The 25338-nt window shown below is 48.9% G+C and carries 23 protein-coding genes and 2 pseudogenes; 16 read left to right on the top strand and 9 right to left on the bottom strand.

Going from position 1 to position 25338, the window contains the following annotated elements:
• The 3 genes from ACTHSQ_RS00525 to qatD are packed head-to-tail and all read left to right on the top strand — an operon-like array spanning position 1 to position 2785.
• Positions 1–741 carry a hypothetical protein gene (locus ACTHSQ_RS00525; RefSeq protein WP_440370907.1) on the top strand — a complete coding sequence of 247 codons (741 nt, stop codon included), beginning with the start codon at positions 1–3 and terminating at the stop codon, positions 739–741.
• Positions 741–2057: a Qat anti-phage system QueC-like protein QatC gene (gene qatC, locus ACTHSQ_RS00520; RefSeq protein WP_440370906.1), complete on the top strand. Its 1317-nt coding sequence runs from the start codon at positions 741–743 to the stop codon at positions 2055–2057. Before ACTHSQ_RS00525 ends, qatC begins: the two co-directional genes overlap by 1 nt.
• Positions 2054–2785, top strand: coding sequence for a Qat anti-phage system TatD family nuclease QatD (qatD, locus tag ACTHSQ_RS00515; protein ID WP_070608652.1), 732 nt, complete (start codon positions 2054–2056; stop codon positions 2783–2785). Before qatC ends, qatD begins: the two co-directional genes overlap by 4 nt.
• 231 nt (positions 2786–3016) lie before the next feature.
• On the opposite strand, the gene ACTHSQ_RS00510 is transcribed toward qatD, so the two are convergent.
• The 3 genes from ACTHSQ_RS00510 to ACTHSQ_RS00500 all read right to left on the bottom strand — a co-directional run bounded on the left by ACTHSQ_RS00510 (position 3017) and on the right by ACTHSQ_RS00500 (position 5760).
• On the bottom strand, positions 3017–3550 hold the full coding sequence (locus tag ACTHSQ_RS00510) for a single-stranded DNA-binding protein (RefSeq protein WP_440370905.1): 534 nt from the start codon (positions 3548–3550) through the stop codon (positions 3017–3019).
• Between the two features lies 1 nt (position 3551).
• Positions 3552–4934: an MFS transporter gene (locus ACTHSQ_RS00505; protein WP_003685608.1), complete on the bottom strand. Its 1383-nt coding sequence runs from the start codon at positions 4932–4934 to the stop codon at positions 3552–3554.
• Positions 4935–5136: 202 nt separating this feature from the next.
• Complete coding sequence (locus tag ACTHSQ_RS00500) at positions 5137–5760, bottom strand: lytic transglycosylase domain-containing protein (protein WP_039863563.1); 624 nt, start codon at positions 5758–5760, stop codon at positions 5137–5139.
• A gap of 173 nt (positions 5761–5933) precedes the next feature.
• Here ACTHSQ_RS00500 and ppx point away from each other — a divergent pair, with 173 nt between their 5' ends.
• From ppx to ACTHSQ_RS00480, 4 genes are all read left to right on the top strand, one after another.
• Positions 5934–7442 (top strand): exopolyphosphatase, encoded by a 1509-nt coding sequence (gene ppx / locus ACTHSQ_RS00495; protein ID WP_003685647.1) that lies wholly within the window; start codon positions 5934–5936, stop codon positions 7440–7442.
• 87 nt (positions 7443–7529) lie between these two features.
• Positions 7530–7901, top strand: a complete 372-nt coding sequence (gene rbfA, locus ACTHSQ_RS00490) for a 30S ribosome-binding factor RbfA (protein ID WP_003685554.1) — start codon at positions 7530–7532, stop codon at positions 7899–7901.
• A 67-nt stretch (positions 7902–7968) separates the two neighbouring features.
• Positions 7969–8883 carry a tRNA pseudouridine(55) synthase TruB gene (truB, locus tag ACTHSQ_RS00485; RefSeq protein ID WP_440370904.1) on the top strand — a complete coding sequence of 305 codons (915 nt, stop codon included), beginning with the start codon at positions 7969–7971 and terminating at the stop codon, positions 8881–8883.
• Between the two features lie 22 nt (positions 8884–8905).
• Positions 8906–9532 carry an NAD(P)H-hydrate epimerase gene (locus ACTHSQ_RS00480; protein WP_440370903.1) on the top strand — a complete coding sequence of 209 codons (627 nt, stop codon included), beginning with the start codon at positions 8906–8908 and terminating at the stop codon, positions 9530–9532.
• Between the two features lie 49 nt (positions 9533–9581).
• Here the strand turns inward: ACTHSQ_RS00480 and ACTHSQ_RS00475 are convergent, their stop codons facing one another.
• Positions 9582–9941, bottom strand: a complete 360-nt coding sequence (locus tag ACTHSQ_RS00475) for a CrcB family protein (RefSeq protein WP_440370902.1) — start codon at positions 9939–9941, stop codon at positions 9582–9584.
• An 81-nt stretch (positions 9942–10022) separates the two neighbouring features.
• Positions 10023–10700, bottom strand: a complete 678-nt coding sequence (locus ACTHSQ_RS00470) for an energy-coupling factor ABC transporter permease (protein WP_440371054.1) — start codon at positions 10698–10700, stop codon at positions 10023–10025.
• Positions 10701–10864: 164 nt separating this feature from the next.
• Between ACTHSQ_RS00470 and ACTHSQ_RS00465 the strand changes: the two genes are divergently transcribed.
• The 4 genes from ACTHSQ_RS00465 (at position 10865) to ACTHSQ_RS00450 (ending at position 15513) form a co-directional block, all read left to right on the top strand.
• On the top strand, positions 10865–13918 hold the full coding sequence (locus ACTHSQ_RS00465) for a DNA translocase FtsK (protein WP_440370901.1): 3054 nt from the start codon (positions 10865–10867) through the stop codon (positions 13916–13918).
• Positions 13919–14032: 114 nt separating this feature from the next.
• On the top strand, positions 14033–14767 hold the full coding sequence (aqpZ, locus tag ACTHSQ_RS00460) for an aquaporin Z (protein WP_440370900.1): 735 nt from the start codon (positions 14033–14035) through the stop codon (positions 14765–14767).
• Positions 14768–14914: 147 nt separating this feature from the next.
• The gene (locus tag ACTHSQ_RS00455) at positions 14915–15247 is read left to right on the top strand and encodes a hypothetical protein (RefSeq protein ID WP_003685466.1); all 333 of its coding nucleotides are present in this window, start codon (positions 14915–14917) and stop codon (positions 15245–15247) included.
• Positions 15235–15513, top strand: coding sequence for an NF038104 family lipoprotein (locus tag ACTHSQ_RS00450; protein WP_003685708.1), 279 nt, complete (start codon positions 15235–15237; stop codon positions 15511–15513). Before ACTHSQ_RS00455 ends, ACTHSQ_RS00450 begins: the two co-directional genes overlap by 13 nt.
• Before the next feature lie 59 nt (positions 15514–15572).
• Here the strand turns inward: ACTHSQ_RS00450 and radC are convergent, their stop codons facing one another.
• Both radC and ACTHSQ_RS00440 read right to left on the bottom strand, forming a co-directional pair.
• On the bottom strand, positions 15573–16247 hold the full coding sequence (gene radC / locus ACTHSQ_RS00445) for a RadC family protein (protein WP_440370899.1): 675 nt from the start codon (positions 16245–16247) through the stop codon (positions 15573–15575).
• 37 nt (positions 16248–16284) lie between these two features.
• Positions 16285–16938: pseudogene (locus tag ACTHSQ_RS00440) on the bottom strand (IS1595 family transposase).
• A gap of 508 nt (positions 16939–17446) precedes the next feature.
• Here ACTHSQ_RS00440 and ACTHSQ_RS00435 point away from each other — a divergent pair.
• The 5 genes from ACTHSQ_RS00435 (at position 17447) to trxB (ending at position 22941) form a co-directional block, all read left to right on the top strand.
• Entirely contained in the window at positions 17447–18571 is a 1125-nt protein-coding gene (locus tag ACTHSQ_RS00435) for an ABC transporter ATP-binding protein (RefSeq protein ID WP_003685445.1), read from the top strand.
• A 15-nt stretch (positions 18572–18586) separates the two neighbouring features.
• Positions 18587–19552: an ABC transporter permease subunit gene (locus ACTHSQ_RS00430; RefSeq protein ID WP_049329769.1), complete on the top strand. Its 966-nt coding sequence runs from the start codon at positions 18587–18589 to the stop codon at positions 19550–19552.
• Positions 19552–20439 (top strand): ABC transporter permease subunit, encoded by an 888-nt coding sequence (locus tag ACTHSQ_RS00425; protein ID WP_049332683.1) that lies wholly within the window; start codon positions 19552–19554, stop codon positions 20437–20439. Before ACTHSQ_RS00430 ends, ACTHSQ_RS00425 begins: the two co-directional genes overlap by 1 nt.
• A gap of 147 nt (positions 20440–20586) precedes the next feature.
• On the top strand, positions 20587–21882 hold the full coding sequence (locus ACTHSQ_RS00420) for an NAD(P)/FAD-dependent oxidoreductase (protein ID WP_440370898.1): 1296 nt from the start codon (positions 20587–20589) through the stop codon (positions 21880–21882).
• Between the two features lie 108 nt (positions 21883–21990).
• Positions 21991–22941 (top strand): thioredoxin-disulfide reductase, encoded by a 951-nt coding sequence (trxB, locus tag ACTHSQ_RS00415; protein ID WP_003685652.1) that lies wholly within the window; start codon positions 21991–21993, stop codon positions 22939–22941.
• A 168-nt stretch (positions 22942–23109) separates the two neighbouring features.
• On the opposite strand, the pseudogene ACTHSQ_RS00410 reads toward trxB, so the two are convergent.
• A pseudogene (locus tag ACTHSQ_RS00410) lies at positions 23110–23454 on the bottom strand (transposase); the annotation flags it as partial.
• A 219-nt stretch (positions 23455–23673) separates the two neighbouring features.
• Positions 23674–25338: transferrin-binding protein-like solute binding protein (locus ACTHSQ_RS00405; RefSeq protein ID WP_440370897.1), on the bottom strand; the 1665-nt coding region annotated here is incomplete at its 5' end.

Genomic DNA, 25338 nt, shown 5'->3' with positions numbered 1-25338 from the left:
ATGGGTACTTCACAGTCTAGCGTAGGACCAAATGGTCGTTCACCTCTGTTACCGGCTTGGGTTGATGACAGCCAAGCAACGACTCAAACGCCAGATCCACAGAGATTAAAGGGATTGCGTCAAGCAATCGGTAGGGCTGTACGAGGCAGTGGACGTGATGATGTACGTAAAGCACTTGGTCATTATGCACGAAAAGCCAGTGGTGGTAAGCATACAGCCGTCCAAAAATTAGGGAAAATTACCCAAGCAGGTTCGGATTTATTTGGCATTTTTTCAGGCAGCCAGCAGCAACAATATTCGGTTAATTTACATAGTTTAAATGGCCAGCCTTGTGATCAAGTCATCACCCAAATTACCGAACTTTTGGCTGGTCACCACGGTGATTCAGACAAAATTCGTGCTGCGATGAATATTGCTTTATCAGAAGCATTGGAAGGAATGACAACTTTTGATGAAAATAGCATTACTACTGAAGTCATTGGTGGAATGATGGTTTGTTATTTAACTGAAAGTATTTTTCTGCAAATTGCACACGATGCCGGCAAGGCTTGGAAGAAAGGTGATGATCCTTTGCAAATTGCTATAGCAGAAAATGATTTACGACAACTCATTCGTGAAGTAGTAGATATTAAGCTTGCCCCTAAATTTACGGATGATGTTTGCCAGTTAACAATTGAACAAATGCAAGAAATTCAAAATCAAACTATTTTGGAAATTTGGGAAGAGTGGGAGGAGTATTGATGGCTCAATTAGTTTTTCATCACGATATTGAACAATTAAAAAATCTACCAAACGGTGTAATACCTGTTCGGTTGTATGGAATGGGAGATAAAAATCTACAAATTGCTTATATCGGCAATAGGATTTTGAAACAAGTTAAAAAATTGGGTGTTGCACCCAGTGATACTGTAATGGATTTTTTGACGATTGCTTTGGCAGTAACGGCAGCAGACACTTTTGTTTTGCGAAAAGATACCGCAAATGGTTGGTGTCGTTCGTTTTCCATTACTTTACCTTTGTGCCAGCCTGATATTTGGCATACAAACAAAACCCATTTAGAACAGATCTTACACTTTTTAAGTGGCGATATTTGGCAGTTTAATTTTCAGGCAGGAGGGCAATTACCGCCACGGCCCTATAAATTAAATAGCCGAACCAAATTGGTGGATTTAAGAAATAAAGACAGCGTTTGTTTGTTTTCAGGTGGTTTAGATTCAGCAATTGGGGCGATTGATTTATTGGAGCAGGGACATTCACCGGTTTTAGTTAGCCATTCTTATAAAGGTGATAAATCACGTCAGCACGTCATTATCCAGAAACTTAATCAATATGGTTATACTGATCGATTTTCGCAATTTAATGCGATTGCACAGCCACATCTAAATAATGGAAAAACTGCTGAAATCACAATGCGAACCAGAAGTTTAAATTTTTTGGCATTTGCTATTGTATCAGCTTATACATTACAGGAAGTCGCGCAAAAAAAGATTGATATTTTAGTGCCTGAAAATGGGGTAATTTCAATCAATGCACCTTTAACAGTACGCAGAGTAGGCGCTTTAAGTACCCGTACCACCCACCCTTATTTTATCCAAGAAATACAAAAATTTTTCACTGCGGTCAATATTCCTTTCACTTTAAGAAATCCTTATCAATTTAAAACTAAAGGGCAAATGATAGCAGAATGTAAAAATTTACCATTATTACAGCAAATTATCCCTGATACTGTTTCGTGTAGCCATTGGAAACGCAAAAATAAACAATGCGGGGTTTGTGTTCCATGCCTGATTCGTAGAGCGTCATTGCATTATGCTGGTATTACCAATGATGCCCAATATGAATTTAATGATATTCGGCAAATTTTAATAAATCAGGACAGAAGAGATGATTTATTTGCTTTAATAAGTGCTATTCGTCAAAAAAATCATCGCAACATCAATCAATGGGTTTTACAAAGTGGTCCACTACCCACTCAACAACTAAATCAGTTTGCAAATGTTTTTAGGAGCGGACTGGATGAAGTGGAGCAACTTTTAATAGTGAACCAAATATTATGATGGATATGCATTGCCATTTGGATTTATATACTAATCCACAATACGTTGCAAAACGATGTAAAGATGAAAATATTTATGTTTTATCTGTTACAACCACACCCAAAGCGTGGTATGGAACAAGTTCATTAGCAAAAGATTGTCCTCGTATTCGTACCGCCTTGGGATTGCATCCGCAACTGGCTCACGAACGTTGGCAGGAATTGGATTTGTTTGATGAATTATTAAACCAAACTCGCTATGTAGGTGAAATTGGGCTGGATGGCGGAAAAGAGTTTAAAACACATTGGGAAACCCAATTAAAGGTTTTTCGCCATATTTTAAGAAGCTCAGCAAAATCTGGAGGAAAAATATTAAGTATACATTCTAGAATGAGTGCAAATGCTGTACTAGATGAATTAATTCAAGTAAATGGTAACTTACCAATCCTTCATTGGTTTTCAGGCACAAAACAACAGCTAAAACGAGCGATTGAAATAGGCTGCTATTTTTCTGTAGGACCTGCAATGTTAAGCAGTAAAAAGGGTTATGAGTTGGTCAAACTAATGCCAATAGAAAAAATATTGATTGAAACCGATGGACCTTTTGGGTGTTTTAAAACACAAGCTTTACTACCCTGGAATGCCAATATTGGCATTGCAATATTAGCAGATATTTGGGGGATGAATATTTCAGAAGCTGAGAATATATTGAGACTAAATCTGTTTAGCTTAGTTTCTAAACATATATAACCCCCTTATTCCTTATGGATATAGGAAAATTGACGTTTGAAAGGCAGTAACATGACAGCCTGAAAAACAAACGCCTCCCTAATTTATTGATTAAGCATAAAAACCTGACAAAAACCTTTGTAAAAATCCCCTAAATCTCCCCAAGACATTGAGGGATTTTTGGGGATTTTACAAAGATCTCAGGCCGTCTGAAAGTATATTTTTCAGACGGCCTTTGTATTTGTTCAATGATTAGAACGGAATATCGTCGTCGATATCATCAACCGGAGCAGTCGGTTGTGCCGGAGCAGGACGACGGGCTGGGGCGGCTGGGGGTTCTTGAGCCGGAGCAGATTGGTATTGCTGTTGTGGTGCTTGTTGGTAGCTGCTTTGGCTTGAATGACCGCCTTGGCCTTGGTTGTAGCCGTCATCGTATGGTGCGCCGCCGCTGTTGTCGTTACGGCTGCCGAGCATTTTCATCTCATTGGCAATGATGTCGTAAGCAGTGCGCTCGATGCCGTCTTTACCTTGGTATTTACGGCTTTGGATGCGGCCTTCCAGATACACTTGGCTACCTTTACGCAGGTATTGACCGGCGATTTCGGCGAGTTTGCGGTACATGGTGATGTTGTGCCATTCGGTACGTTCTACGCGTTGACCGTTGCGGTCGTTCCACGTTTCACTGGTGGCAACGCTGAAGTTACAGACGGCCTCGCCGTTGGGCATATAGCGGACTTCCGGGTCACGGCCGAGGCGGCCGATGAGGATAACTTTATTCAATGACATTTTACACTCCTGTGATAATTTTTTCGGCGGCCTCTTGGTCGAATCCTTTTTGCAAGGCCTTGATATAAATGGTTTGTTTGTCTGCGCTAAAGCTGATGCTTTCAACGCCTTCAATTTCGGTCAATTTTTGGTAGAGCAAATCCGGATTTTGTTGCCATTCGGCGTTAAGCGGATAGCTGAGGTTTTTGACAGGTTTCGGTGCCGGCGAAATGACTGCCAATACCAGCCACAGCAACATCAATACGCTACAAAAGGCAAATACGCCTACAAAACCGTATTTTTGGAACAATAAACCACCGGTTGCGCCGCCGACAAACAAGCCGACCGACTGCATGGTGTTATACACGCCCATCGCGGTGCCTTTCAAATCGGACGGAGCGATTTTCGACACCATAGACGGCAGACTGGCTTCCAATACATTGAAACCAATAAAATAAACAATCAGATAAGCGGTAATCAACCATACCGAGTGCATTCCAAACAGCAAACCTATTTGCGCCGCGGCAATGCAGACGATACCCAGGATAAACACTTGTTTGAGTTTGTTGCGTGTTTCGCCGACGATAATCAGCGGCACCATAATAATCAGGCCGGTAATGGTTGACGGCAGATAGACTTGCCAGTGATGGATTTTTTCCAAACCCAACTGTGTCATGGCAAACGGCAATGCGGTAAATAAAGCCATTTGCGCCGCATGCAAGGCAAAAATACCGAAGTCAAGATTGAGCAGTTGGCGGTTTTTCAATACTTCGCCCATACGCGAAGGCTGCGCCTGCGTGTCTTCGTGCATTTTTGATACTTCAGGATCAGGCGTCATCCAAGCAACCACGCCGATACTGATTACCGTCAGAATACCGGTCAGCGCAAACAGGCCGGATACGCCGATAAAGCTGGCAATCATCGGCGCAAGCACTAGGCTGACGGAAAAGGTCAAGCCGATACTCAGGCCGATCATCGCCATCGCACGCGTCCGCACTTCATTACGGGTCAAATCCGCCAGCAAAGCCGTTACCGCCGCACTGACGGCACCAGCGCCTTGAATGGCACGAGCGGCAACCAACATCTGTAGGCTGTCGGCAACTGCGGCTAAAAAACTACCTGCCGCAAACACAATCAAGCCGGCATAAATCACTTTTTTACGGCCGAACTTGTCGGAAGCCATACCCAAAGGCAGCTGCAGCAAAGCCTGTGTCAGCCCGTAAATACCCATCGCCATACCGACCAGCGCTTTATTGTTTTCTGCGCCGGGCAACGAAGCGGCATACATTGCCAAGACAGGCAATACCAAAAACATCCCCAACATACGCAGTGCGTAAACGCCGGAAAGTGTGGTACTGGCACGCCACTCATGCGGAAACATTTGAATGCGGTTATCTCTTGCCATAAATAATGTTTCAGACGGCCTTAAGTTTGCGAAAGGCCGTCTGAAAGTGTGAATTAACAGATTTTCTGATTATACAGGATTCAAAGGAATTGCATGGGGTCAAATCGCAAGCTGTTTATCGCAAACCTGCTTCATCGGTATAAAACAGTTTCAACTGAAAACCAGCATCACGCAAGATCTGCCCTATCCCATTTATCCCGAATCAACCCCACTGCCATCTATTTCGCCACGCGCCTAACACGGCGTTCGGATATTTGTTACTGCCCAAGCTGCCGTTAAACCTTGCCAAAGCGCGGACAATATTGCCTTTTTCGATATTGTTGTAATGGCGAAGAATGGTGCAGCCATAGCGCAAATTGGTGCGGATATCGAAAAGGTTGTGCGACGGATTGCCGATATAGTTTTTCCAAAACGGCATCACCTGCATCAAACCGCGCGCGCCCACGCCGCTGATGGCATATTGGCGAAACGCGCTTTCCACTTCAATCAAACCCAGAATCACTTGAGTGTTGAGTCCGGCGCGACTGCTTTCATATTGAATATTAACCAACAGGCGGCGGCGCTCGCCCTCATCGGGAATAAAGCGTGCCAATCGGGAAGACATCGCTGCCAACCAACGCTCCCCTTCCCTCGAATCGGCAAACACCAGCCGCGCTGGGCTGGCGCTATTAATCGAACTGCGCATCACGGAAGCCACATCATCGGCCAGCGTTTCTTCACGTTGCGCCCCCGCCCATGCGGTCGCAGGCGTCAAAAGCATGGCTCCGCCGACTTGCAACAGGCGGCGGCGCGATAAAAATAAAGAATCTTGGTTTTCCGATTTCATGTGTTTTCTCTTTTTAGGCCGTCTGAAAAGTTCAGACGGCCTTTGATATACTTGCTTAAAGTCAGCATTATAAAATACATCTATGAGCAGAATCAAAGAGCTGTATAGCTTTTATTGTCAAGTGATACCGCCTCAAGTAACATTTAGGTTTTTCTAATCAACCGGTATTTTTTATGACCACCACTCCCGCCAACGTTTTAGCCTCCGTCGACTTGGGTTCCAACAGTTTCCGCCTGCAAATTTGTGAAAACAACAACGGCCAGCTGAAAGTCATCGACTCGTTCAAACAAATGGTTCGCTTTGCCGCCGGCTTGGACGAACAAAAAAACCTGAGCGAAGCCTCTCAAGAACAAGCCTTGGAATGTTTGGCAAAATTTGGCGAACGCCTGCGCGGATTCCAACCTGAAAACGTGCGCGTGGTGGCCACCAACACTTTCCGTGTCGCCAAAAACATCGCCCAATTCCTGCCCCGTGCCGAAGCGGCGCTGGGTTTTCCCATCGAAGTCATCGCCGGCCGTGAAGAAGCGCGTCTGATTTACACCGGCGTAGTGCATACCCTACCGCCCAAAGGCGACAAAATGCTGGTTATCGACATTGGCGGCGGCTCGACTGAATTTGTCATCGGCTCGGATTTGCAACCGCTGACTACAGAAAGCCTACCTTTGGGCTGCGTAACGTACAGCATGCGCTTCTTCCAAAACAAAGTGACCGCCAAAGATTTCCAAGCCGCCGTTTCCGCCGCGCGTATCGAAATCCAGCGCATCAGCAAAATGATGAAGCGTACCGGTTGGGATTTCGCCATCGGCACCTCCGGTTCGGCAAAATCCATACGCGACGTTTTGGCGGCCGAATTGCCGCAAGAAGCCGACATTACCGCCCAAGGCATGCGTTATCTTGCCGATAGGATTATCGAAGCCGGTTCGGTTAAAAAAGCCAAATTTGAAAACCTCAAACCCGAACGCATCGAAGTTTTTGCGGGCGGGTTGGCCGTGATGATGGCCGCTTTTGAAGAACTCTCGCTGACCAAAATGACCGTTACAGAAGCCGCACTCCGCGACGGTGTGTTCTACGACTTAATCGGCCGCAGCCTCAATGTCGATATGCGCGAACAGACAACGGCAGAGTTCCAAAAACGCTACCACGTCAGCCTCAACCAAGCCAAACGCGTTGCCGATACCGCGCAAGCCTTTATGAACAGCCTGTGCCACGCCAAAAACGTAACCGTTCAAGAACTTGCCCTGTGGAACCAATACCTCAGCCGCGCAGGCCGTCTGCATGAAATCGGCTTGGATATTGCCCATACCGGTTATCACAAACACTCCGCCTACATTCTTGAAAACGCCGATATGCCGGGCTTCTCACGCAAAGAGCAAACCATTTTGGCGCAACTGGTTATCGGCCATCGCGGCGACCTCAAGAAAATGGCGGACATTATCGGCAACAACGAAATCATGTGGTGTGCCGTATTGTCCCTGCGCCTGGCAGCCCTCTTCTGCCGCTCGCGCCTGCCGCTTGATTTGCCACCGCAAACCCAGCTTCGCGTCGATGAAAACAACCACAGCTTCATCTTGCGCATCAACGCCCAATGGCTGGAGCAACACCCCCTCATCGCCGATGCGCTGGACTACGAAAGCGCGCAATGGCAAAAAATCGATATGCCTTTCTCGGTTCAAGCACAATAAACCGCGCTCCGTTATAATAGGCAGTTTTTCAAAATCCAAACCGCAGGCCGTCTGAAAACGACAGCCTGCCATACATCAAGGAAAACCATGAGAAAACCCCAACGCGGCTACGCCCGCCAAGACCGTGTCAAAGAACAAATCATGCGCGAGCTTGCCGAACTCGTCCGCACCGGCCTGAAAGACCCGCGCGCTGGTTTCATCACCATCAACGAAGTCGAAGTCACCCGCGATTACAGCCACGCAACCGTGTTTTATACCGTCCTTGACGACAGCACACGCGACATTACCGAAGAAGCTTTGGAACACGCCAAAGGCCATTTGCGCAGCGAATTGGCCAAACGCATCAAACTCTTCAAAACGCCCGAGCTGCACTTCAAATACGACGAATCACTCGAACGCGGCATGAGCATTTCCAGCCTGATCGACCAAGTGGCGGCGGAAAAACCGGTTGAAGACTGATTGATTAAAACACGCAGGCCGTCTGAACCCTTTCAGACGGCCTGAACATTAATATTTCTTAATTAATATGACCAATAAACCCACCAAACGCCCGGTCAACGGCGTTCTTCTCCTCGACAAATCCGAAGGCCTTTCCAGCAACACTGCCCTGCAAAAAGCGCGGCGCTTGTTCCGTGCTGAAAAAGCCGGGCATACCGGCGTACTCGATCCTTTGGCCACAGGGCTTCTGCCTGTTTGTTTCGGCGAAGCGACCAAGTTCGCCCAATATCTGATTGATGCCGACAAAGCGTATACAGCCACGCTGAAACTGGGCGAAGCCAGCAGTACGGGCGATGCTGAAGGCGAAATCATTGCCACCGCACGCGCCGATATTTCATTGTCCGAATTTCAGACGGCCTGCCAAGCGTTAACAGGCAATATCCGCCAAGTGCCTCCCATGTTTTCCGCCCTCAAGCACGAAGGCAAACCGCTGTACGAATACGCACGCAAAGGCATCGTTATCGAACGCAAAGCGCGCGACATCACTATTTACTCCATTGATATTACTGAATTTGATGCGCCCAAAGCTGTGATAGACGTACGTTGCAGCAAGGGCACTTACATCCGTACCCTCAGCGAAGACATCGCCAAACACATCGGCACATTCGCCCACCTGACCGCCCTGCGCCGTACCGAAACCGCAGGCTTTACCATTGCCCAAAGCCACACACTCGAAGCTTTGGCAGAACTAGATGAAACCGAACGCGATGCCCTGCTGCTACCTTGCGATGTTTTGGTGCAACTTTTCCCCAAACTTGAGTTAAACGACTACGCCGTTACCATGCTCAAACACGGCCAACGCCCCCAGTTTACCGAAGACATTTCTGCCGAGCAGCCCATCCGTGTGTACAGCCGAGACGGCTCATTTATCGGACTGGTGGAATATCAAAAAGAAATAGGCCGTCTGAAAGCCTTGCGCCTGATGAATACCGCCGACAAATAACTTCCTGTAAAGAGAGCCGATCATGAAAGTCTATACCGCCGCCCAGATGCGCGAACGCGAACAAGCAGCCGTCGATAAAGGCACAAGTTTCGACCAACTGATGGAAAACGCCGGCAGCTCAGCCGCCCAAGACCTCATGCAGCGTCATCCTCAAGCCGGACGCGCCCTGATCGTTTGCGGCAAAGGCAACAACGGCGGCGACGGCCTAGTCATGGCAAGATATATGCAGGCGCAAGGTTGGCACATCGACATTCTGTTTTTACTCGGAGAAAACCTCTCCCCCTTGGCTCAAACCAATCGCGAACGCCTCAACGGTTTGCCCCACATTGAATTGATATCCGCACAAGAACTGGAAGGCCGTCTGAAAAAAGGTTACGACATCATTATCGAAGGCATATTCGGCACAGGCTTCAGCGGCGCGCTTCCACCCGAAATCGCCGCCCTCTGCCGCCAACTCAATCATTCAGACGGCCTGAAAGTCGCCCTCGATATTCCCACCGGCCTCAACTGCGACACCGCCGAAGCCGATCCCGACACATTCCGCGCAGACCTGACCTACACCTTTGCCGCCTACAAACCGGCACACTTAAGCGAGTCCGGCAAAACCTATTGTCAAGAAACCGTCTGTTTACCTATTGGTATTGATTAAATGCCTATAAAAAACAACAGGGTGCAATTTTGCACCCTGTTATTTTTGCTTACTTCCAAATCTGTGCCAATTTAATCCCCAGCGCCGTCAAACCAAACGAACCGAAAACATGCAGACAGGTTGCCATCAAAGCCATGCCCCAACGTTGCGCCTGCATCAAACCCACCATCTCCACTGAAAAACCTGAAAATGTGGTCAAGCTGCCGAGAAAGCCGGTAATCCAAAGCAAACGCCATTGCGGATCGGTTAAGAGTTCCGCCAATACACCGATCAGCAGCGCACCCAGCCAGTTTGCCGCCAATGTACCGATAGGAAAAGGCACCGAAGACACCAGCACCAAGCCAAACAGCCAACGCAATACAGCCCCGATAGCGGCACCGCAAACAATGGGAAAAATATAAGCAAACATAACAAGTTAAACATTCAATTCAAAAAACAGACAATCCGGTCATTAGGCCGTCTGAAAACCAAGCAAGGATGCCTTCATGTCTTACTGCCAAATCTTAGGCGCGGATTTCAAATATCTGTCGTCATCGAAAGTACAAATCCATTGCGGCTTGAGCGCGATAAAAATGGCTGTTGAAATACCGCTCAAAAATGCCTCCGCCCAAGCGATTAAGAAGAAAACAGGAAAAGCGGTTCTCCATAATACCGCCGTATCAAACACATCCGCCCAGTCCAACAAACCGACCAAAACCACACCGGTAAACACCATTCCGACCGCCGCAGCCCAAAAACCATTCAGAAAAATAAAGATAAAGATATTGGCAGGCAAACGCGATACCCAATGGCGGAAACCCAAGTTCACCAACAAAGGCGGAAGCAATACGGACAAGGCGTTGATGGGAAACATATGCCAATCGCCCCAAAGCCACAAATATGGAAAAAACAGTAAAACGCCAAGGCAGAATGTAGCAGAGGTGCCCAGCATTAAAGCCGTCAGGTTTAAAGCAAGCAGATGATAGCTCATGCCGGCCAGTTGTCCGCTTTCCGGGGAAGCATTCAAACTCCAAGCCAGCGGCAACACCACGGCAGCCACCAAGAATGCGGAACGATGCTGCGATACTGACACCCATGCCTGCTTTGCACACAAAGCAAAAATCACCAGCAACACAGGCCATGCCGCCATCACGACACCAACGGGAAACCATCCGTTTTGAAAAATCATCATCTCATCCGCAAAATGTTCAGACGGCCTATTATACGCGTCTCAAGCCACAGCTTTGACAATCCTGTCTGCCTTTGCCGTTAAAGCTTGTTTCGGCTGGTTTTGTTTACCCGAAAAAAGCGTTAGAATAACGGACTTTGCCGTTTAATTAAGGGGATGGACGCATGCTTTGGACAATATTGGCTTTAATTCTGCTGGCTGTCATAGCCGGCTTGTTCTGGTGGCGCCAGAAACAAGAGCAAAAGTGGCGCCATGAATTGGCCCGACTCAGTGGCGACGAACAAGAAATAAACGAAGAAGACAGCCCGGTCGGTTTTTTCGACCAACTGGACAGCCTGAAACGTTTGTTCAGCATGAACAAGCGCACTGCCGACAACCATAAAATTGCCCGCATCCGCCTGCTTTCCGTGCTCGAACACAATAAAATGAAACGCGCCGAAACAAACGAAGAGCACGCAGCAGAACCGTTTACCGAAGAGCTGGAACACATCACAGCTACCGAAGAAGAAATCAAAGTTGCACCTAAAACCCGCAAATCTGCCAAACCGGAACGTATTCCTAAAATAACGCCGTTTGCACAGATGGAAACGCCCGAATACAGCCCGTCTTTGGTGCAAAACAGCAATTTTGAAGAAATCACATTAGAAGAAGCCACCCGTTCCCTGCACGAAGCAGCGGTTGAAGAATGGAACGAGCATTTGGCCGAAAAAAATGCGCCAATTTACAAAGACGAAGTCGAAACCCCATTATTGCGCGCTTCATCCCTGCCGATGACCGGCATGGAAATCATCGACTATAACGACCCTATCTTGCGCCGCACACGCGAACGTGCCTTGGCGCGTGCCAATAATGTCCGCGTGGCAGAAGCCAATGCGCCGCATATCGAAACCGTTCAGACGGCCTTAAGAACTGCCGAAAAAGAAGCCATCCTCCCCTATACTTCCATGCAGGCATTCCCTTCTGAAATCCAAGCGGAAGATATTCACAACAACCTTGCCCGCCGCACCGCCGCCCGCCACAAACTGGCCGAGGCCGTCGCCCCATTACGCGGCTACTCTCCGCGCACCATCGAAAATGACGAAATTTTGGCCAACTTGGGACAAATCAGCCGTCCTGCCAGCTTGCGCCGTCAAGTTCGCTATACCGAAGCGGCCGCCGAAAGATGGGCGCGTAAACAAGCTGCCACGGAAGCTGTTGCACCACGACCTTCCGCACCGGCAACGCCGTCCCGTCCGAAACCGGCTGCGCCTGTTAAAAAATCCCCTTATATCTCCCGACCTGCCACGCCAAACGCAACCGTAGTCGAGCCGCCTGCCGTACCGGTTGTCCCTATGGCTAAAACCGATATTCCTAAGCCGCCCGTTTTCCAAACCTCGATTGCGCCAATTGATATCCCCGAGCCGCCTGCTTTTGAACATAAAATCCAAGTACCGATTTTTGATGCACAAGTCAATGCACATGTCAGCAATCAGCCTGAACGCAGTATCCGTGATTATTTAATCAGCGAATCTGCCGTCGAAGAAGCGGAATTCGATAGTGAGCCGGAAGCTCCTGTACAACCGGACACAGAAGCTATTCAAGCGGTTGAAACCATTAAACCCGTTGAATCTGTTGAAACAATCGCAAGGCCGTCTGAATATACACAGACAGTCGTTGAAACACCTGTGCAAACCGTAAAACCAAGCATTCAAGAGAGTACGCCAAGCGTAGTTCATCCAACTTCGGCAACACTTACCGATGCACGCCTGCCGACTACCGCCCTGCTTCTGCCGCCGCAATTTGACCCAAGCGCATCGCAAACTGAAGAACAGTTGTTGGAAAACAGCATTACCATCGAAGAAAAACTGGCCGAGTTCAAAGTTAAAGTCAAAGTGATGGATTCCTATTCCGGCCCGGTCATTACGCGCTACGAAATCGAGCCTGATGTCGGCGTGCGCGGCAGTGCCGTTTTGAACCTTGAAAAAGACTTGGCGCGCTCGCTTGGCGTGGCTTCCATCCGCGTGGTGGAAACCATCCCCGGCAAAACCTGCATGGGCTTGGAATTGCCTAATCCGAAACGCCAAATGATCCGCCTGAGCGAAATCTTCAATTCGCCTGCATTTACCGAATCCAAATCCAAACTGACCCTCGCTCTCGGCCAAGACATTACCGGCCAGCCTGTTGTGACAGACTTGGCCAAAGCGCCGCATCTGCTGGTTGCCGGTACGACTGGTTCGGGTAAATCCGTAGGTGTGAACGCCATGATTCTGTCCATGCTCTTCAAAGCAACGCCTGAAGACGTGCGCATGATTATGATTGATCCGAAAATGCTGGAGCTGAGCATTTACGAAGGCATTCCGCACCTGCTCGCCCCCGTCGTAACCGATATGAAGCTGGCCGCAAACGCCCTGAACTGGTGCGTCAACGAAATGGAAAAACGCTACCGCCTGATGAGCTTTATGGGCGTGCGCAACCTTGCCGGTTTCAACCAAAAAATTGCCGAAGCCGTCGCGCGTGGCGAAAAAATCGGCAGCCCGTTCAGCCTCACGCCTGAAAACCCTGAGCCATTGGAGAAACTGCCGTTTATCGTGGTCGTGGTAGATGAGTTTGCCGATCTGATGATGACTGCAGGCAAGAAAATTGAAGAACTGATTGCCCGTCTTGCCCAAAAAGCGCGTGCAGCCGGCATCCATTTAATTCTTGCCACCCAACGCCCAAGCGTGGATGTCATTACCGGCCTGATTAAAGCCAATATTCCGACACGCATTGCCTTCCAAGTATCCAGCAAAATCGACAGCCGCACGATTCTTGACCAAATGGGCGCAGAAAACCTGCTCGGCCAAGGCGATATGTTGTTCCTGCCACCCGGCACCGGTTATCCGCAACGTGTACACGGCGCGTTTGCTTCCGACAACGAAGTACACCGCGTAGTGGAATACCTGAAACAATTCGGTGCGCCTGACTATATCGACGATATTTTAAGCAGCGGTTCGACCGAGGACTTTACCGGCACCAGCCGCAGCAACGACAGCGACCTCGACCCCATGTATGACGAAGCCGTTTCCGTTGTCTTAAAATCGCGTAAGGCCAGCATTTCCAATATCCAACGCCAACTGCGCATCGGCTACAACCGCGCCGCCCGCCTGATTGACCAAATGGAAGCCGATGGCATTGTTTCCCCGGCGGAAAACAACGGCAACCGCACCATCTTGGCGCAAAGCAGCGAGCATCTGGATTAATTTATCCTTGTTTAAGATTAAGGCCGTCTGAAAACTTTTCAGACGGCCTTTTGTCAAGACCGGAAAAAAACAGGTAAATCCGTTTTTCGCTTAGAAACAATCTTATTATGATTCATGCCTTCGGCAACACCCCACCCTTTACGAGGAAAAACAAATGAAAAATATTTTGCAGAATTTTTCGGCACTTTCTGGCTGGTATTCGGCGGCTGCGGCAGCGCGGTTTTGGCAGCAGCTTACCCAGAACTTGGCATTGGCTTTACCGGTGTCGCTTTAGCATTCGGTTTGACCGTACTGACCATGGCTTACGCTGTCGGCCACATTTCCGGCGGCCACTTCAACCCTGCCGTTTCCGTCGGCCTTTTTATCGGCGGCCGTTTCAACGGTAAAGACTTGTTGCCTTACATCGTATCCCAAGTGATCGGTGCGATTGCTGCTGCGGGCGTTCTGTATCTGATTGCTTCCGGTAAAACCGGTTTTGATGCTGTTGCTTCCGGCTTTGCCAGCAACGGTTTCGGCGAGCACTCTCCTAACGGTTACGACATGATGGCCGCTTTGCTGATCGAATTCGTCCTGACCACATTCTTCCTGATCATCATCATGGGTTCTACCGACAAACTGGCTCCAGCCGGCTTCGCTCCTATCACCATCGGCCTGGGTCTGACCCTGATTCACTTGATCAGCATTCCTGTAACCAATACTTCCGTTAACCCTGCACGTTCTACCGGTGTTGCCTTGTTCCAAGGCGGCTGGGCTGTTGAACAACTGTGGTTGTTCTGGTTGGCTCCTATTGCCGGCGCAGCAGTTGGCGCGGCTATTTACCGCTTCGTTTTGGCTAACGACGACAAATAATCTTGACGGAATGACATTCCCGGTGTGGCTGACACTCTAAACTGACCGCACCCAAGTTGCCGAGACACAAACGCACCGCCTGACTCAGACGGTGCGTTTGTTTTTGCCATGTTACAATACTTCCTTTTCCCACATTCTCAAACTATTATGCAAACCTTACCTTTTCAAACCGATATCGCTGACAGAATGCTGGTCAATACCGAAAACGAAACCATCCATCCCGATGCCGTATTCGTACAAACGCAAAACGGCTATTGGATTGCTTGGCACGACCAGCAAGCCGCCCTGCTTGCCCCCGACACACCACCCGATATTCCCTGCTTTTGGGTAGAAGGCGCAGAAAGCCTGGAAGAGCTGGTAAGCATGGTAGAAAACGGCGAATTTGACGAAGTTGAAGAATTTGACGGCGATGATGATGCTTGGCAAGAAGCACTCGGATGCGGCCATCATCACGAAGGACACTGCGGATGCAGTCATTGAGATGCACCAATCGCCTGATTCCGGCACTTGCCCTTTGCCTGACGCTTAACGGCTGCGTTGTAGGCGCGGCTGTCGATTTGGCCGCCACAACCGTCCTGACTGCCGGAAAATTGGTTGTTAAAGGAACCGGGGCAGTGATTGACGCCGCCATTCCTGACGGTAAAAAAGACAAGGATAAAGAAAAAGAGAAGGAAAAGAGCAAAGAAAAGCCAAAATCGGAAGAAATCGTCTATAAAGAAGAATCCTCCGACGAAGTAACGCAATAATCCTTCAGACGGCCTCAGCAAGGTAACCAATCCTACTGAGGCCGTCTGAACATTCATCCTTACATATAGCCCTGTTCGCGCAAAGAGCAGGTTTCTTTTGCCGTCACGATAAAATGGTCCAACAGCGTAATATCGACCAAACTTAAAGCCTGTTTCAAACGCTCTGTAAACTGCACATCAGATTCAGACGGCCTTGCCGAACTGCCCGGATGATTGTGTGCCAAAATCAAACTGTCGGCATATTCATCCAATGCCAATTTGACAATTTCACGGATATAAACCGTATTTTCCGCCACCGTACCGCGCGACAATTCCCGTACCGCAATCAATTGATTTTGACGATTGAGCAGCAAAGCAACGCTGACCTCGATTTTTTCATGCCCAAGATGCAGGCGCAGATAATCCGCAACCGATTTCGGGTTTGACAAAACAATCTGCTCCTGCAAATCCTCACCTAAAATCCGCCGCCCGATTTCTTTGACCACGGCAAATTGAGTATAGCTTGCCAAACCCATGCCCTTATAAGCAGCGAGTGTTTTGGCATCCGCACTCATCAGCTTCCCCAAACTGCCAAACTCACTCAACAAATAACGCGCCAAATCAACCGCGCTCATACCGCGCGTTCCAACACGCAATAAAATTGCCAGCAACTCCGCATCACTCAACGCCGCCGCACCATGCGCCAAGAGCTTCTCGCGCGGCCGCTCCCCCTCGGGCCATTCTTTGATACTCATATTTTCCCTTTTATTTTGGGGCTGACGTAGATTAGCCCTAAATTCCACACCAATCCCGCAGGATTTTAAGCTGTTGAGACGGTGTGCCGAAGTTAAATCGAAATTCGCATTCTTTCAAGAACAGCGGGAAAGATTTGCGATCGATTCCGTTGTATTTTCACAAGACACGTTTTGCCTGATTCCAAAAATTCTCAATGCCGTTAATGTGGTTCTGACGGTCGGTAAATTCCTTGGAATGGTTGATGCGGTAATGGATGAAACCGCTCACATCCAACTTGTCGTAGCTGCTCAGGCTATCCGTGTCAACAATGCTGTCCAGCATGATTTTCTTTTTGATGACAGGGAGTAACGTTTCAGACTTGGCATTATCCACCACAACGGTATAGACCCGTCCGTTGCGTTTCAGAATACCAAAGACAACCACTTTTCCTGCCGCGCCGCGACCACGTCTGCCTTTACGCCGTCCGCCGAAATAGCTTTCGTCCAACTCGACAGGGCCCTCAAAAACCTCATCGGCAACCAAGGCCAGATAATGGCTGATAACCATACGAATTTTGCGGTAGAACAGAATAGCGGAGTTGGGCTGAATGCCCAAAATATCGGCAGCGGAACGGGCGGTAACTTGGAGTACAAAAAATTCAAGTAGTTTCTTTTGAACTCTCTTTCTTAATTTACAATTGGTTATCTGCATTTTCGTAGCCTAGCATAACTGCTAATCTACGTCAGTCCCTTTATTTTTTATATAGCGGATTTAGTTTCAATTTTGAGCAAACTGCCCCGCCCGATATAAAATGTAATCCATTATGGTTTTAGCAAATAAATGCAATTTGCGTATTTTATTCTATTTTGAATAATTATTTAAGACATATAAATAACAATTAAGCCACTTTGTGCAGAAAAACAACGTTACCCATTTTTACTATCGTGTTTCCCTGCCTGCCTTTCCTTTCATATTTGTTTCAAATCAGCCGATACAAGCAATTTCATATTGCCCCTATGAGGCTTAGGCTAATATAATATCGAGTTTGCCGAGAGCAAAAGCTTAGGCTTAAACTGCTTTCTATCCACGCTGCCCGTGCGCTTTACAAGAGTTTCAGACGGCCTCCGTCCGACTCCCGCCAGCAATCAAACAGCTTTTTATCACCCATTCGAAAATCCGTTTTGCCGGTACTCGTCTTTCTTTTTGGAGTATTGCCATTATGACCGCAACCACTGCGTCTTCAGCCAAACCTTATCTGCAAATCCAAGGCTTGGTGAAAAAGTTTGGTGACAATTACGCTGTCGATAACATCGACTTGGACATTTACCAACATGAAATCTTTGCCCTTTTGGGCAGCTCAGGCAGTGGCAAATCCACGCTGCTGCGCATGTTGGCAGGCATGGAAAGCCCAAATCAGGGCAAAATCATTCTCGACGGCCAAGACATTACCAAGCTTGCTCCGTACGAGCGCCCAATCAACATGATGTTCCAAAGCTATGCTCTGTTCCCACACATGAGCGTTGAGCAAAACATCGCTTTCGGTCTGAAACAAGACAAAATGCCTAAAGGCGAAATCGACGCCCGAGTGGAAGAAATGTTGCGCCTAGTGCAAATGACCAAATACGCCAAACGCAAGCCGCACCAACTCTCCGGCGGTCAGCAACAACGTATCGCTTTGGCACGCAGCCTGGCGAAACGTCCTAAAATCCTGCTGCTTGACGAACCTTTGGGCGCACTCGATAAAAAACTGCGCCAACAAACCCAACTGGAATTGGTCAACACGCTGGAACAAGTCGGCGTAACCTGCATCATGGTTACCCACGACCAAGAAGAAGCGATGACCATGGCGACCCGTATCGCCATTATGTCTGACGGCCAATTGCGCCAAGTTGGTACGCCTAGCGACGTATACGATTATCCTAATAGCCGCTTTACTGCTGAATTTATCGGCGAAACCAATATTTTTGACGGCGTCGTTGTTGATGACCGCGCCGATTTCTCCATCGTCAAATGTGACGGCTTGGAAAACCACGTCCGCATCGACCACGGCTTGGGCGTTCCGAACGACCATGAAATTTGGATCAGCATCCGCCCTGAAGACATTGATTTGCACAAAGAAAAACCAGAACACTTAGGCGCGCACAACTGGGCTCAAGGCACAGTCAAAGAGATTGCCTACCTGGGCAGCTTTGCGATTTACCACATCAAACTCGCCAACGGCCGCGTCGTCAAGAGCCAAGTTCCCGCACCTTATTGGTATGTGCGTAACATTACGCCGCCGACTTGGGATGAAACCGTCTATATCAGCTGGCCTGAAAACCAACCGACACCTCTGTTCAGTTAATTTGAGGGAAATGAGATGAACCTTAAAAAACTGAAAAATAAACTGTTCCGCCACCCTGGCCAGCGTGCAGTTATTGCTGTGCCGTATATTTGGCTTTTGATTCTGTTTCTGATTCCGTTCGCCATCGTCTTGAAAATCAGCTTTGCCGAACAAGAAATCGCCATTCCGCCATTTACGCCGTTGACAACGATTGATGAAGATTTAGGCCGTCTGAATATTGCCATCAGCTATCAGAACTACGCCGACATCTTCCAAAACTTTTGGAATACGCTCAATCCGTTTGGCGACAGTGAAAACAGCAATATCTATCTGATGACCTACTGGTCTTCGATTAAGACTGCGCTGACGACAACCATCATCTGCCTGCTGATTGGTTATCCGACCGCTTATGCCATTTCACGCGCCAATCCGGCTGCGCGCAACGGCCTGCTGTTGGCAATCATGCTGCCTTTCTGGACCTCTTTCCTGTTGCGTGTTTACGCATGGATGGGTTTATTGGGACACAACGGCATCATCAATAATTTCTTAATCAAATATGGAATCATCAGCGAGCCTTTAGACCTGTTCTACAATTCTTTCTCGCTGAATTTGGTGATGGTTTACGCCTATCTGCCGTTTATGATTTTGCCGCTGTACACACAACTGGTAAAACTGGACAACCGTCTGCTCGAAGCTGCTTCCGACTTGGGCGCAGGTCCGATCAAATCCTTCTTTACCATTACCCTGCCTTTATCCAAAACAGGCATCATTGCAGGCTCTATGCTGGTCTTCGTGCCGGCCGTCGGCGAATTTGTGATTCCTGAATTGGTGGGCGGTTCTGAAAACCTGATGATCGGTAAAGTATTGTGGCAGGCATTCTTCGACCAAAACAACTGGCCGCTGGCTTCTGCCGTCGCCGTCGTTATGGTTGCCCTGCTGGTTGTACCGATTGCCCTGTTCCAGCACTATGAAAACCGCGAATTGGAAGAAGGAGGCAAATAATGCAGAAAACCAAATTATCCTGGTTCTTGAAACTGATGCTCCTGCTCTCGCTGGCATTCCTCTACATTCCGCTGGTGGTTTTGGTCATCTATTCTTTCAATGAATCCAAACTGGTTACCGTTTGGGGCGGTTTCTCAACCAAATGGTACGGCGCATTGATGGAAAACGACACCATCTTGGAAGCGGCCTGGCTGTCATTGCGCATCGCCATCGTTTCCTCACTTGCCGCCGTAGCACTCGGCACATTGGCTGGTTACGCCATGGCGCGTATCAAACGCTTCCGTGGCAGCACCCTGTTTGCCGGTATGATTTCCGCACCTATGGTGATGCCTGACGTGATTACCGGTTTGTCCATGCTGCTGTTGATTATTCAGGTGCAAATGTTCCTGCAAGGCAGTGAATTGCTGCAATCGCTCTACTTCGATCGCGGCTTCTTCACCATCTTCCTCGGCCATACGACGCTTTGTATGGCATACATTACCGTCGTCATCCGTTCGCGTCTGGTGGAGCTTGACCAATCGCTCGAAGAAGCCGCCATGGACTTGGGTGCCCGTCCGCTAAAGATTTTCTTCGTGATTACCCTGCCGCTGATTGCCCCTGCGATTGCTTCCGGTTTCCTCTTGGGCATTACCCTGTCTTTGGACGACTTGGTGATTACCTCCTTCCTGTCAGGCCCGGGTTCATCGACATTGCCGCAAGTGATTTTCTCCAAAATCAAACTCGGTCTTGACCCGCAGATGAACGTTTTGGCAACCATCCTGATCGGTATCATCGGTACGCTGGTGATTGTCGCCAACTACTGGATGATGCGTCAGGCAACCAAACGGGAACGCGAGGCTGCCGAAGCCTACCGCCAAGAAAAATTGGCAGCCGAGAAAGCCGCCTAATATGCAGACAGGCTGTCCGATAAAGCGTCGGAACAGCCTGTTTTATTAACTGCATCTTATCCTTTCAGACGGCCTGAACCCAAACCCACATTCCAGGCCGTCTGAAAACCTGTTTTCAATAAAGTTAAAACCAACAAAGCCCAAATCATGATCAATCCCAGCTTCAAAGAATACCTTCCTTCCTACTATGTCAGCACAGCCAATCCCCATCCGTCTTATCCGACGCTCGAAGGCCGTCTGAAAACTGAAACCTGCGTTATCGGCGGCGGCTTGACCGGTTTATGCACCGCCCTACCGCTTGCCGAAAACGGCCATGAAGTCATCGTGCTTGAAGCCGCCCGTATCGGTTTCGGCGCATCAGGCCGCAGCGGCGGACAAGTCATCAGCGATTTTGCCTGCGGCATGGAAGAAATCGAGAAACAAGTCGGCTTAGAACAGGCCCAATGGTTCTGGCAGCAATCCCTGCAAGCCGTTGAACTGGTTGACTCGCGCATTCAAAAACACAATATCCAATGCGATTGGCAACGCGGCTACGCGACCGTCGCCGTCCGTCCTCAGCATTGGGAAGAATTGCAACAATGGCACGAACACGCCCAAAAACATTATGGCGCAAGCCATTACCAGCTTTGGGATAAAGCCACGCTGAAGCAACAACTTGCCAGCGATAGGTATCAAGGCGCGCAATTTGATCCTTTATCCGGCCACTTGCACCCGCTCAATTACACCCTAGGCATTGCCAAAGCGGCAGCCGATGCAGGCGCACAACTTTTTGAGCAATCCCCGATGACGCGTATCGAGCCATGCGATAATGGCTGGCTGGTTCATACACCCAATGGCAGCGTTGAATGCAAAAACCTCGTTTATGCCGTCAACACTTATGCAGGCTTACACCCGAAATTCAAAGTATTGGAACAAAAAGCCATTGCAGTCAGCACCTTTATCATCGCCACCGAGCCTCTGGGTGAGCGTGCCAAAGACCTGATCCGCAACAATATGGCCATCTGCGACAACCGCCACGTCCTCGACTACTACCGCCTCAGCACCGACGGCCGCCTGCTCTTTGGCGGCAAAGACAACGAATTTATCGACGATCCAGACCGCATGACCGAACTCGTCCGCCAAGACATGCTGAAAGTTTTCCCGCAACTTGCCGATATCAGAATCGAGCATTCTTGGGGCGGCGAATGCGACATCACGCACAATCTCGCCCCACATTTCGGCCGCCTCGCCCCTACTGTTTTCTACGCCCAAGGCTATTCCGGACACGGCATGGCGATTACCGGCATTGCCGGTTTGGCGATTGCCGAAGCCATCATGGGCGATGAGGGCCGTCTGAAACCTTTTGAGCAACTTCGCCACAGCAATATCATTACCCAGCCTTTCCTGCGCAAACTCGGCTCTTTCCTCGGCTCAAAATACTATCAATGGAAAGACAGCCACTAAACCCAAGCAACAAACATATTTCAGACGGCGGCAGATTCAAGTAAAATTCAGGCCGTCTGAAAGCTTAGATACGACAAAATTCAATCATTTATCAGCAAGGAAACCATCATGAGCAACCATCACAAACTCATCATCCTCGGCTCCGGCCCTGCCGGCTATACTGCCGCCGTCTATGCCGCCCGTGCCAACCTCAACCCTGTGATCATTACCGGCGTTGAGCAAGGCGGACAACTGATGACCACCACCGAAGTGGACAACTGGCCTGCCGATGCAGGAGGTGTACAAGGTCCGGAACTGATGGCCCGTTTCCAAGCTCATGCCGAACGCTTCGGTACTGAAATGATTTTCGACCAAATCCATACCGTTGATTTGCAAAACCGTCCTTTCACCCTCAAAGGCGATATGGGCGAATACACCTGCGATGCACTCATTGTTGCTACCGGCGCATCCGCCAAATATTTAGGTTTGCCAAGCGAAGAAACCTTTGCCGGCAAAGGCGTTTCCGCCTGCGCAACTTGTGATGGTTTCTTCTACAAAAAACAAGATGTTGCCGTAGTCGGCGGTGGCAATACCGCTGTGGAAGAAGCCCTCTACCTTGCCAATATTGCTAACACTGTTACCCTGATTCACCGCCGCGACAGCTTCCGCGCCGAAAAAATCATGGTGGACAAACTGATGCAACGCGTCGAAGAAGGCAAAATCATCCTCAAGCTCAACAGCTCGGTTGATGAAATCTTGGGCGACGAAAGTGGCGTTACCGGTGCACGCCTGAAACACAATGACGGCAGTACTGAAGAAATCGCCGTCAAAGGCGTTTTCATCGCCATCGGCCACAAACCCAACACTGATATCTTCAAAGGCCAACTCGATATGGATGAAACCGGCTACCTGAAAACCAAAGGCGGTACCGGCGACAATGTCGGCGCAACCAATATCGAAGGCGTATGGGCGGCAGGCGACGTCAAAGACCATACCTACCGTCAAGCCATCACCAGCGCAGCTTCCGGCTGCCAAGCCGCGCTTGATGCCGAACGTTGGCTCGACCGCCACGGCGTATAAGCCTCTAAGCTACGCCCTATTCTTTAAAACATAATAAAAGGCCGTCTGAAATTTCAGACGGCCTGAGACCTTTGCAAAATTCCTTCCCCCAACAGCCGAAACCTAAACACAGGTTTTCGGCTGTTTTTGTTTCAAATATCCACTGATTTTACTCAAATACCCCCTTATGTCGTCTTGCGCCAGCCAGTTACGGTAGCGGCATAAGGTGCTGTAATCGGGGATGCTCAGTTCGTCAAAACGGCAAAACAGGTTGAAATCGATGCGGGTAATGAGGCTATGTTCGAGTTCGGGATCGGAGAGGCTGTGCCATTGTCCGAGCAGGACGGCTTTGAACATGGACAATAGGGGATAGGCGGGACGGCCTCGGTGGTCTCTAAGATAACGGGTTCTTTGACGATTCAGGTACTGCTCGATCGGCTGCCAATCAATCACCTGATCCAACTTCAATAGTGGGAAGCGGTCGATGTGTTTGGCGATCATGGTTTGTGCGGTTTGTTGGAAGAAGGTGCTCATGAGAAATCCCCTAAATGTCTTGATGGGAATTTAGGGGATTTTGGGGAATTTTGCAAAGGTCTCAGATTATCTGAAAATAAGATTCAAGGTTTTCAGACGACCTTTTAGCGGGTAAATTGCTCTCTAGATTGTTGTTACCGTAAAAGGTCGTCTGAAAATCCTACCCACTCAAAAACAAACCGCCCTTTCAGGCGGTTTGTTTTCAGCTTAAATAAACGGTTATTGCTTTTTACCGCCGAATACACCAAAGGCATTGTTACTTTTATCTTCTTTGTCTTGATAACTGTATCGCCCAGCCATTTCGGCAGCTTTGTCACCGTAGAATCCGCCGGTTACAGAGCCTTGTGCATTTGAAGTCCATTTACCATTAAAGCTGCTACCTGTAATACCTGCGGTAAAGGCTCGTTCATTCATGAACCATCTGTCACCACTATTGATTTTACCTGCGATAGTCTTGGTATCGAAGTTGACATCTGCGGTAAATGAACCGGTAGTACGGTAGCCTCCTGTATCACCCACCCAGTTTTCCTTATTATCCAAGTTGCGGGCACGGAAATTCAACACATCGCCGGCATACTTGGCTGTCCCTGACGGTAGAGAGGCACTCATTACCCCCTGAACAAACAAGGAGTAGGCGTTATCGGCAAGTTTTGCCGCACCGAAGACAACATTGCTCAAATTGCCTGAAGCAACAAACGATTTGTAGTCCGAACCCAATTCAGTTCGATAGAGCTTGTTGGTAACAGGTGACAAAGCGATTGTCGTACCGTTGATAATGACTTTGGTCAAGTCCGCGATATTCGATAAGACGTATTGCTCGCCTGTTTCACCTTTTTTCAATTCGGCCGCAGCGGCATCACCTTTAGGTTTGGTTACGGGCGTATCAGGTTTGGCAACCGGCGCATCAGGCTGTCCGCCTGCTTGAGCTACCGCATCTTGGCGTTTTGCACCAAACACACCGCGCGCCACTACGTCTTCATCACGTTGGTTTTTGCCTGCCGCACTATATGTACCGGCAAGTTGGTCTGCCTTCGCGCCAAAGAATCCGCCTTGCATCGTACCTTGCTTGTTGGAGAAGGTGTTGCCGTGCAAATCGCCATTGAAAGACAGATTTTCCGTCATATCGCGCGCATTGGATTTGACGACACCTGCAATCCTGTTGCCACCACTACCACCGCCAACCGTTTGATCGGAATAGCGGTTGATGCTGACATTGATGGTTTTTTGGTCGAAATTGACTTTTGCGGTAACATCGGTTGCTTTGGCAGCAGGATACAGATTGGCCAGCTTGGCTTGCGAACCGGTTTCAAAAATTTCTTGCAGACCTCTTGTATTGATCGGCAGTCCGTTTTGGAAATGCAGGCCGATGCCTTTATAGGTTGCATCCCCTCTTTGGGCTGCAACGGTATCACTGCCTGATGGCGTGCCTTGGACAAACAACGCCTGTTTCACATCACGCAGATCACTGACATCGGCAACACCGCCGTAACGAACGTCAGGCAACAGGTCGCCGCTGTGTACCGCATATTGTGCTGCATCGGCTTTACCGCCGTTCATACTTTTTTCGCCTAACGTAAACTCACCTGCTTTAACGTCTTTGGTATTAATGGCGACACCATCAAGTACGACGCTGTTTTTATCCGAGGCAGTCGGAGCTTCGGTTTTGGCATATTCCAAATCGCCGGTTTCACGTTTTTTCGCTACCAAGACACCGCCATCCAAAGCCTTGCCCATTACTTTGCCTTCGCCGCCAAAACCTTGACCTGAATTGGCCTCATTGGCTTTCTTAGCTTCTTCAGCTTTCTTGGCTTCTTCAGCTTTCTTGGCTTCTTCAGCTTTCTTGGCTTCTTCAGCTTTCTTGGCTTCTTCAGCTTTCTTGGCTTC

Origin of the sequence: Neisseria sp. P0009.S008 (genome assembly GCF_051958615.1) — a bacterium.
GTDB lineage: Bacteria > Pseudomonadota > Gammaproteobacteria > Burkholderiales > Neisseriaceae > Neisseria > Neisseria subflava.
Note: the sequence above shows the minus strand (reverse complement) of the source record. Positions and strands in the feature narration are given on the sequence as shown.

Coding starts and splice junctions, on each gene's coding strand:
- ACTHSQ_RS00525 (WP_440370907.1), top strand. CDS start 1: ATGGGTACTTCACAGTCTAGCGTAGGACCAAATGGTCGTTCACCTCTG.
- qatC (WP_440370906.1), top strand. CDS start 741: ATGGCTCAATTAGTTTTTCATCACGATATTGAACAATTAAAAAATCTA.
- qatD (WP_070608652.1), top strand. CDS start 2,054: ATGATGGATATGCATTGCCATTTGGATTTATATACTAATCCACAATAC.
- ACTHSQ_RS00510 (WP_440370905.1), bottom strand. CDS start 3,550: ATGTCATTGAATAAAGTTATCCTCATCGGCCGCCTCGGCCGTGACCCG.
- ACTHSQ_RS00505 (WP_003685608.1), bottom strand. CDS start 4,934: ATGGCAAGAGATAACCGCATTCAAATGTTTCCGCATGAGTGGCGTGCC.
- ACTHSQ_RS00500 (WP_039863563.1), bottom strand. CDS start 5,760: ATGAAATCGGAAAACCAAGATTCTTTATTTTTATCGCGCCGCCGCCTG.
- ppx (WP_003685647.1), top strand. CDS start 5,934: ATGACCACCACTCCCGCCAACGTTTTAGCCTCCGTCGACTTGGGTTCC.
- rbfA (WP_003685554.1), top strand. CDS start 7,530: ATGAGAAAACCCCAACGCGGCTACGCCCGCCAAGACCGTGTCAAAGAA.
- truB (WP_440370904.1), top strand. CDS start 7,969: ATGACCAATAAACCCACCAAACGCCCGGTCAACGGCGTTCTTCTCCTC.
- ACTHSQ_RS00480 (WP_440370903.1), top strand. CDS start 8,906: ATGAAAGTCTATACCGCCGCCCAGATGCGCGAACGCGAACAAGCAGCC.
- ACTHSQ_RS00475 (WP_440370902.1), bottom strand. CDS start 9,941: ATGTTTGCTTATATTTTTCCCATTGTTTGCGGTGCCGCTATCGGGGCT.
- ACTHSQ_RS00470 (WP_440371054.1), bottom strand. CDS start 10,700: ATGATTTTTCAAAACGGATGGTTTCCCGTTGGTGTCGTGATGGCGGCA.
- ACTHSQ_RS00465 (WP_440370901.1), top strand. CDS start 10,865: ATGCTTTGGACAATATTGGCTTTAATTCTGCTGGCTGTCATAGCCGGC.
- aqpZ (WP_440370900.1), top strand. CDS start 14,033: ATGCCTTCGGCAACACCCCACCCTTTACGAGGAAAAACAAATGAAAAA.
- ACTHSQ_RS00455 (WP_003685466.1), top strand. CDS start 14,915: ATGCAAACCTTACCTTTTCAAACCGATATCGCTGACAGAATGCTGGTC.
- ACTHSQ_RS00450 (WP_003685708.1), top strand. CDS start 15,235: ATGCAGTCATTGAGATGCACCAATCGCCTGATTCCGGCACTTGCCCTT.
- radC (WP_440370899.1), bottom strand. CDS start 16,247: ATGAGTATCAAAGAATGGCCCGAGGGGGAGCGGCCGCGCGAGAAGCTC.
- ACTHSQ_RS00435 (WP_003685445.1), top strand. CDS start 17,447: ATGACCGCAACCACTGCGTCTTCAGCCAAACCTTATCTGCAAATCCAA.
- ACTHSQ_RS00430 (WP_049329769.1), top strand. CDS start 18,587: ATGAACCTTAAAAAACTGAAAAATAAACTGTTCCGCCACCCTGGCCAG.
- ACTHSQ_RS00425 (WP_049332683.1), top strand. CDS start 19,552: ATGCAGAAAACCAAATTATCCTGGTTCTTGAAACTGATGCTCCTGCTC.
- ACTHSQ_RS00420 (WP_440370898.1), top strand. CDS start 20,587: ATGATCAATCCCAGCTTCAAAGAATACCTTCCTTCCTACTATGTCAGC.
- trxB (WP_003685652.1), top strand. CDS start 21,991: ATGAGCAACCATCACAAACTCATCATCCTCGGCTCCGGCCCTGCCGGC.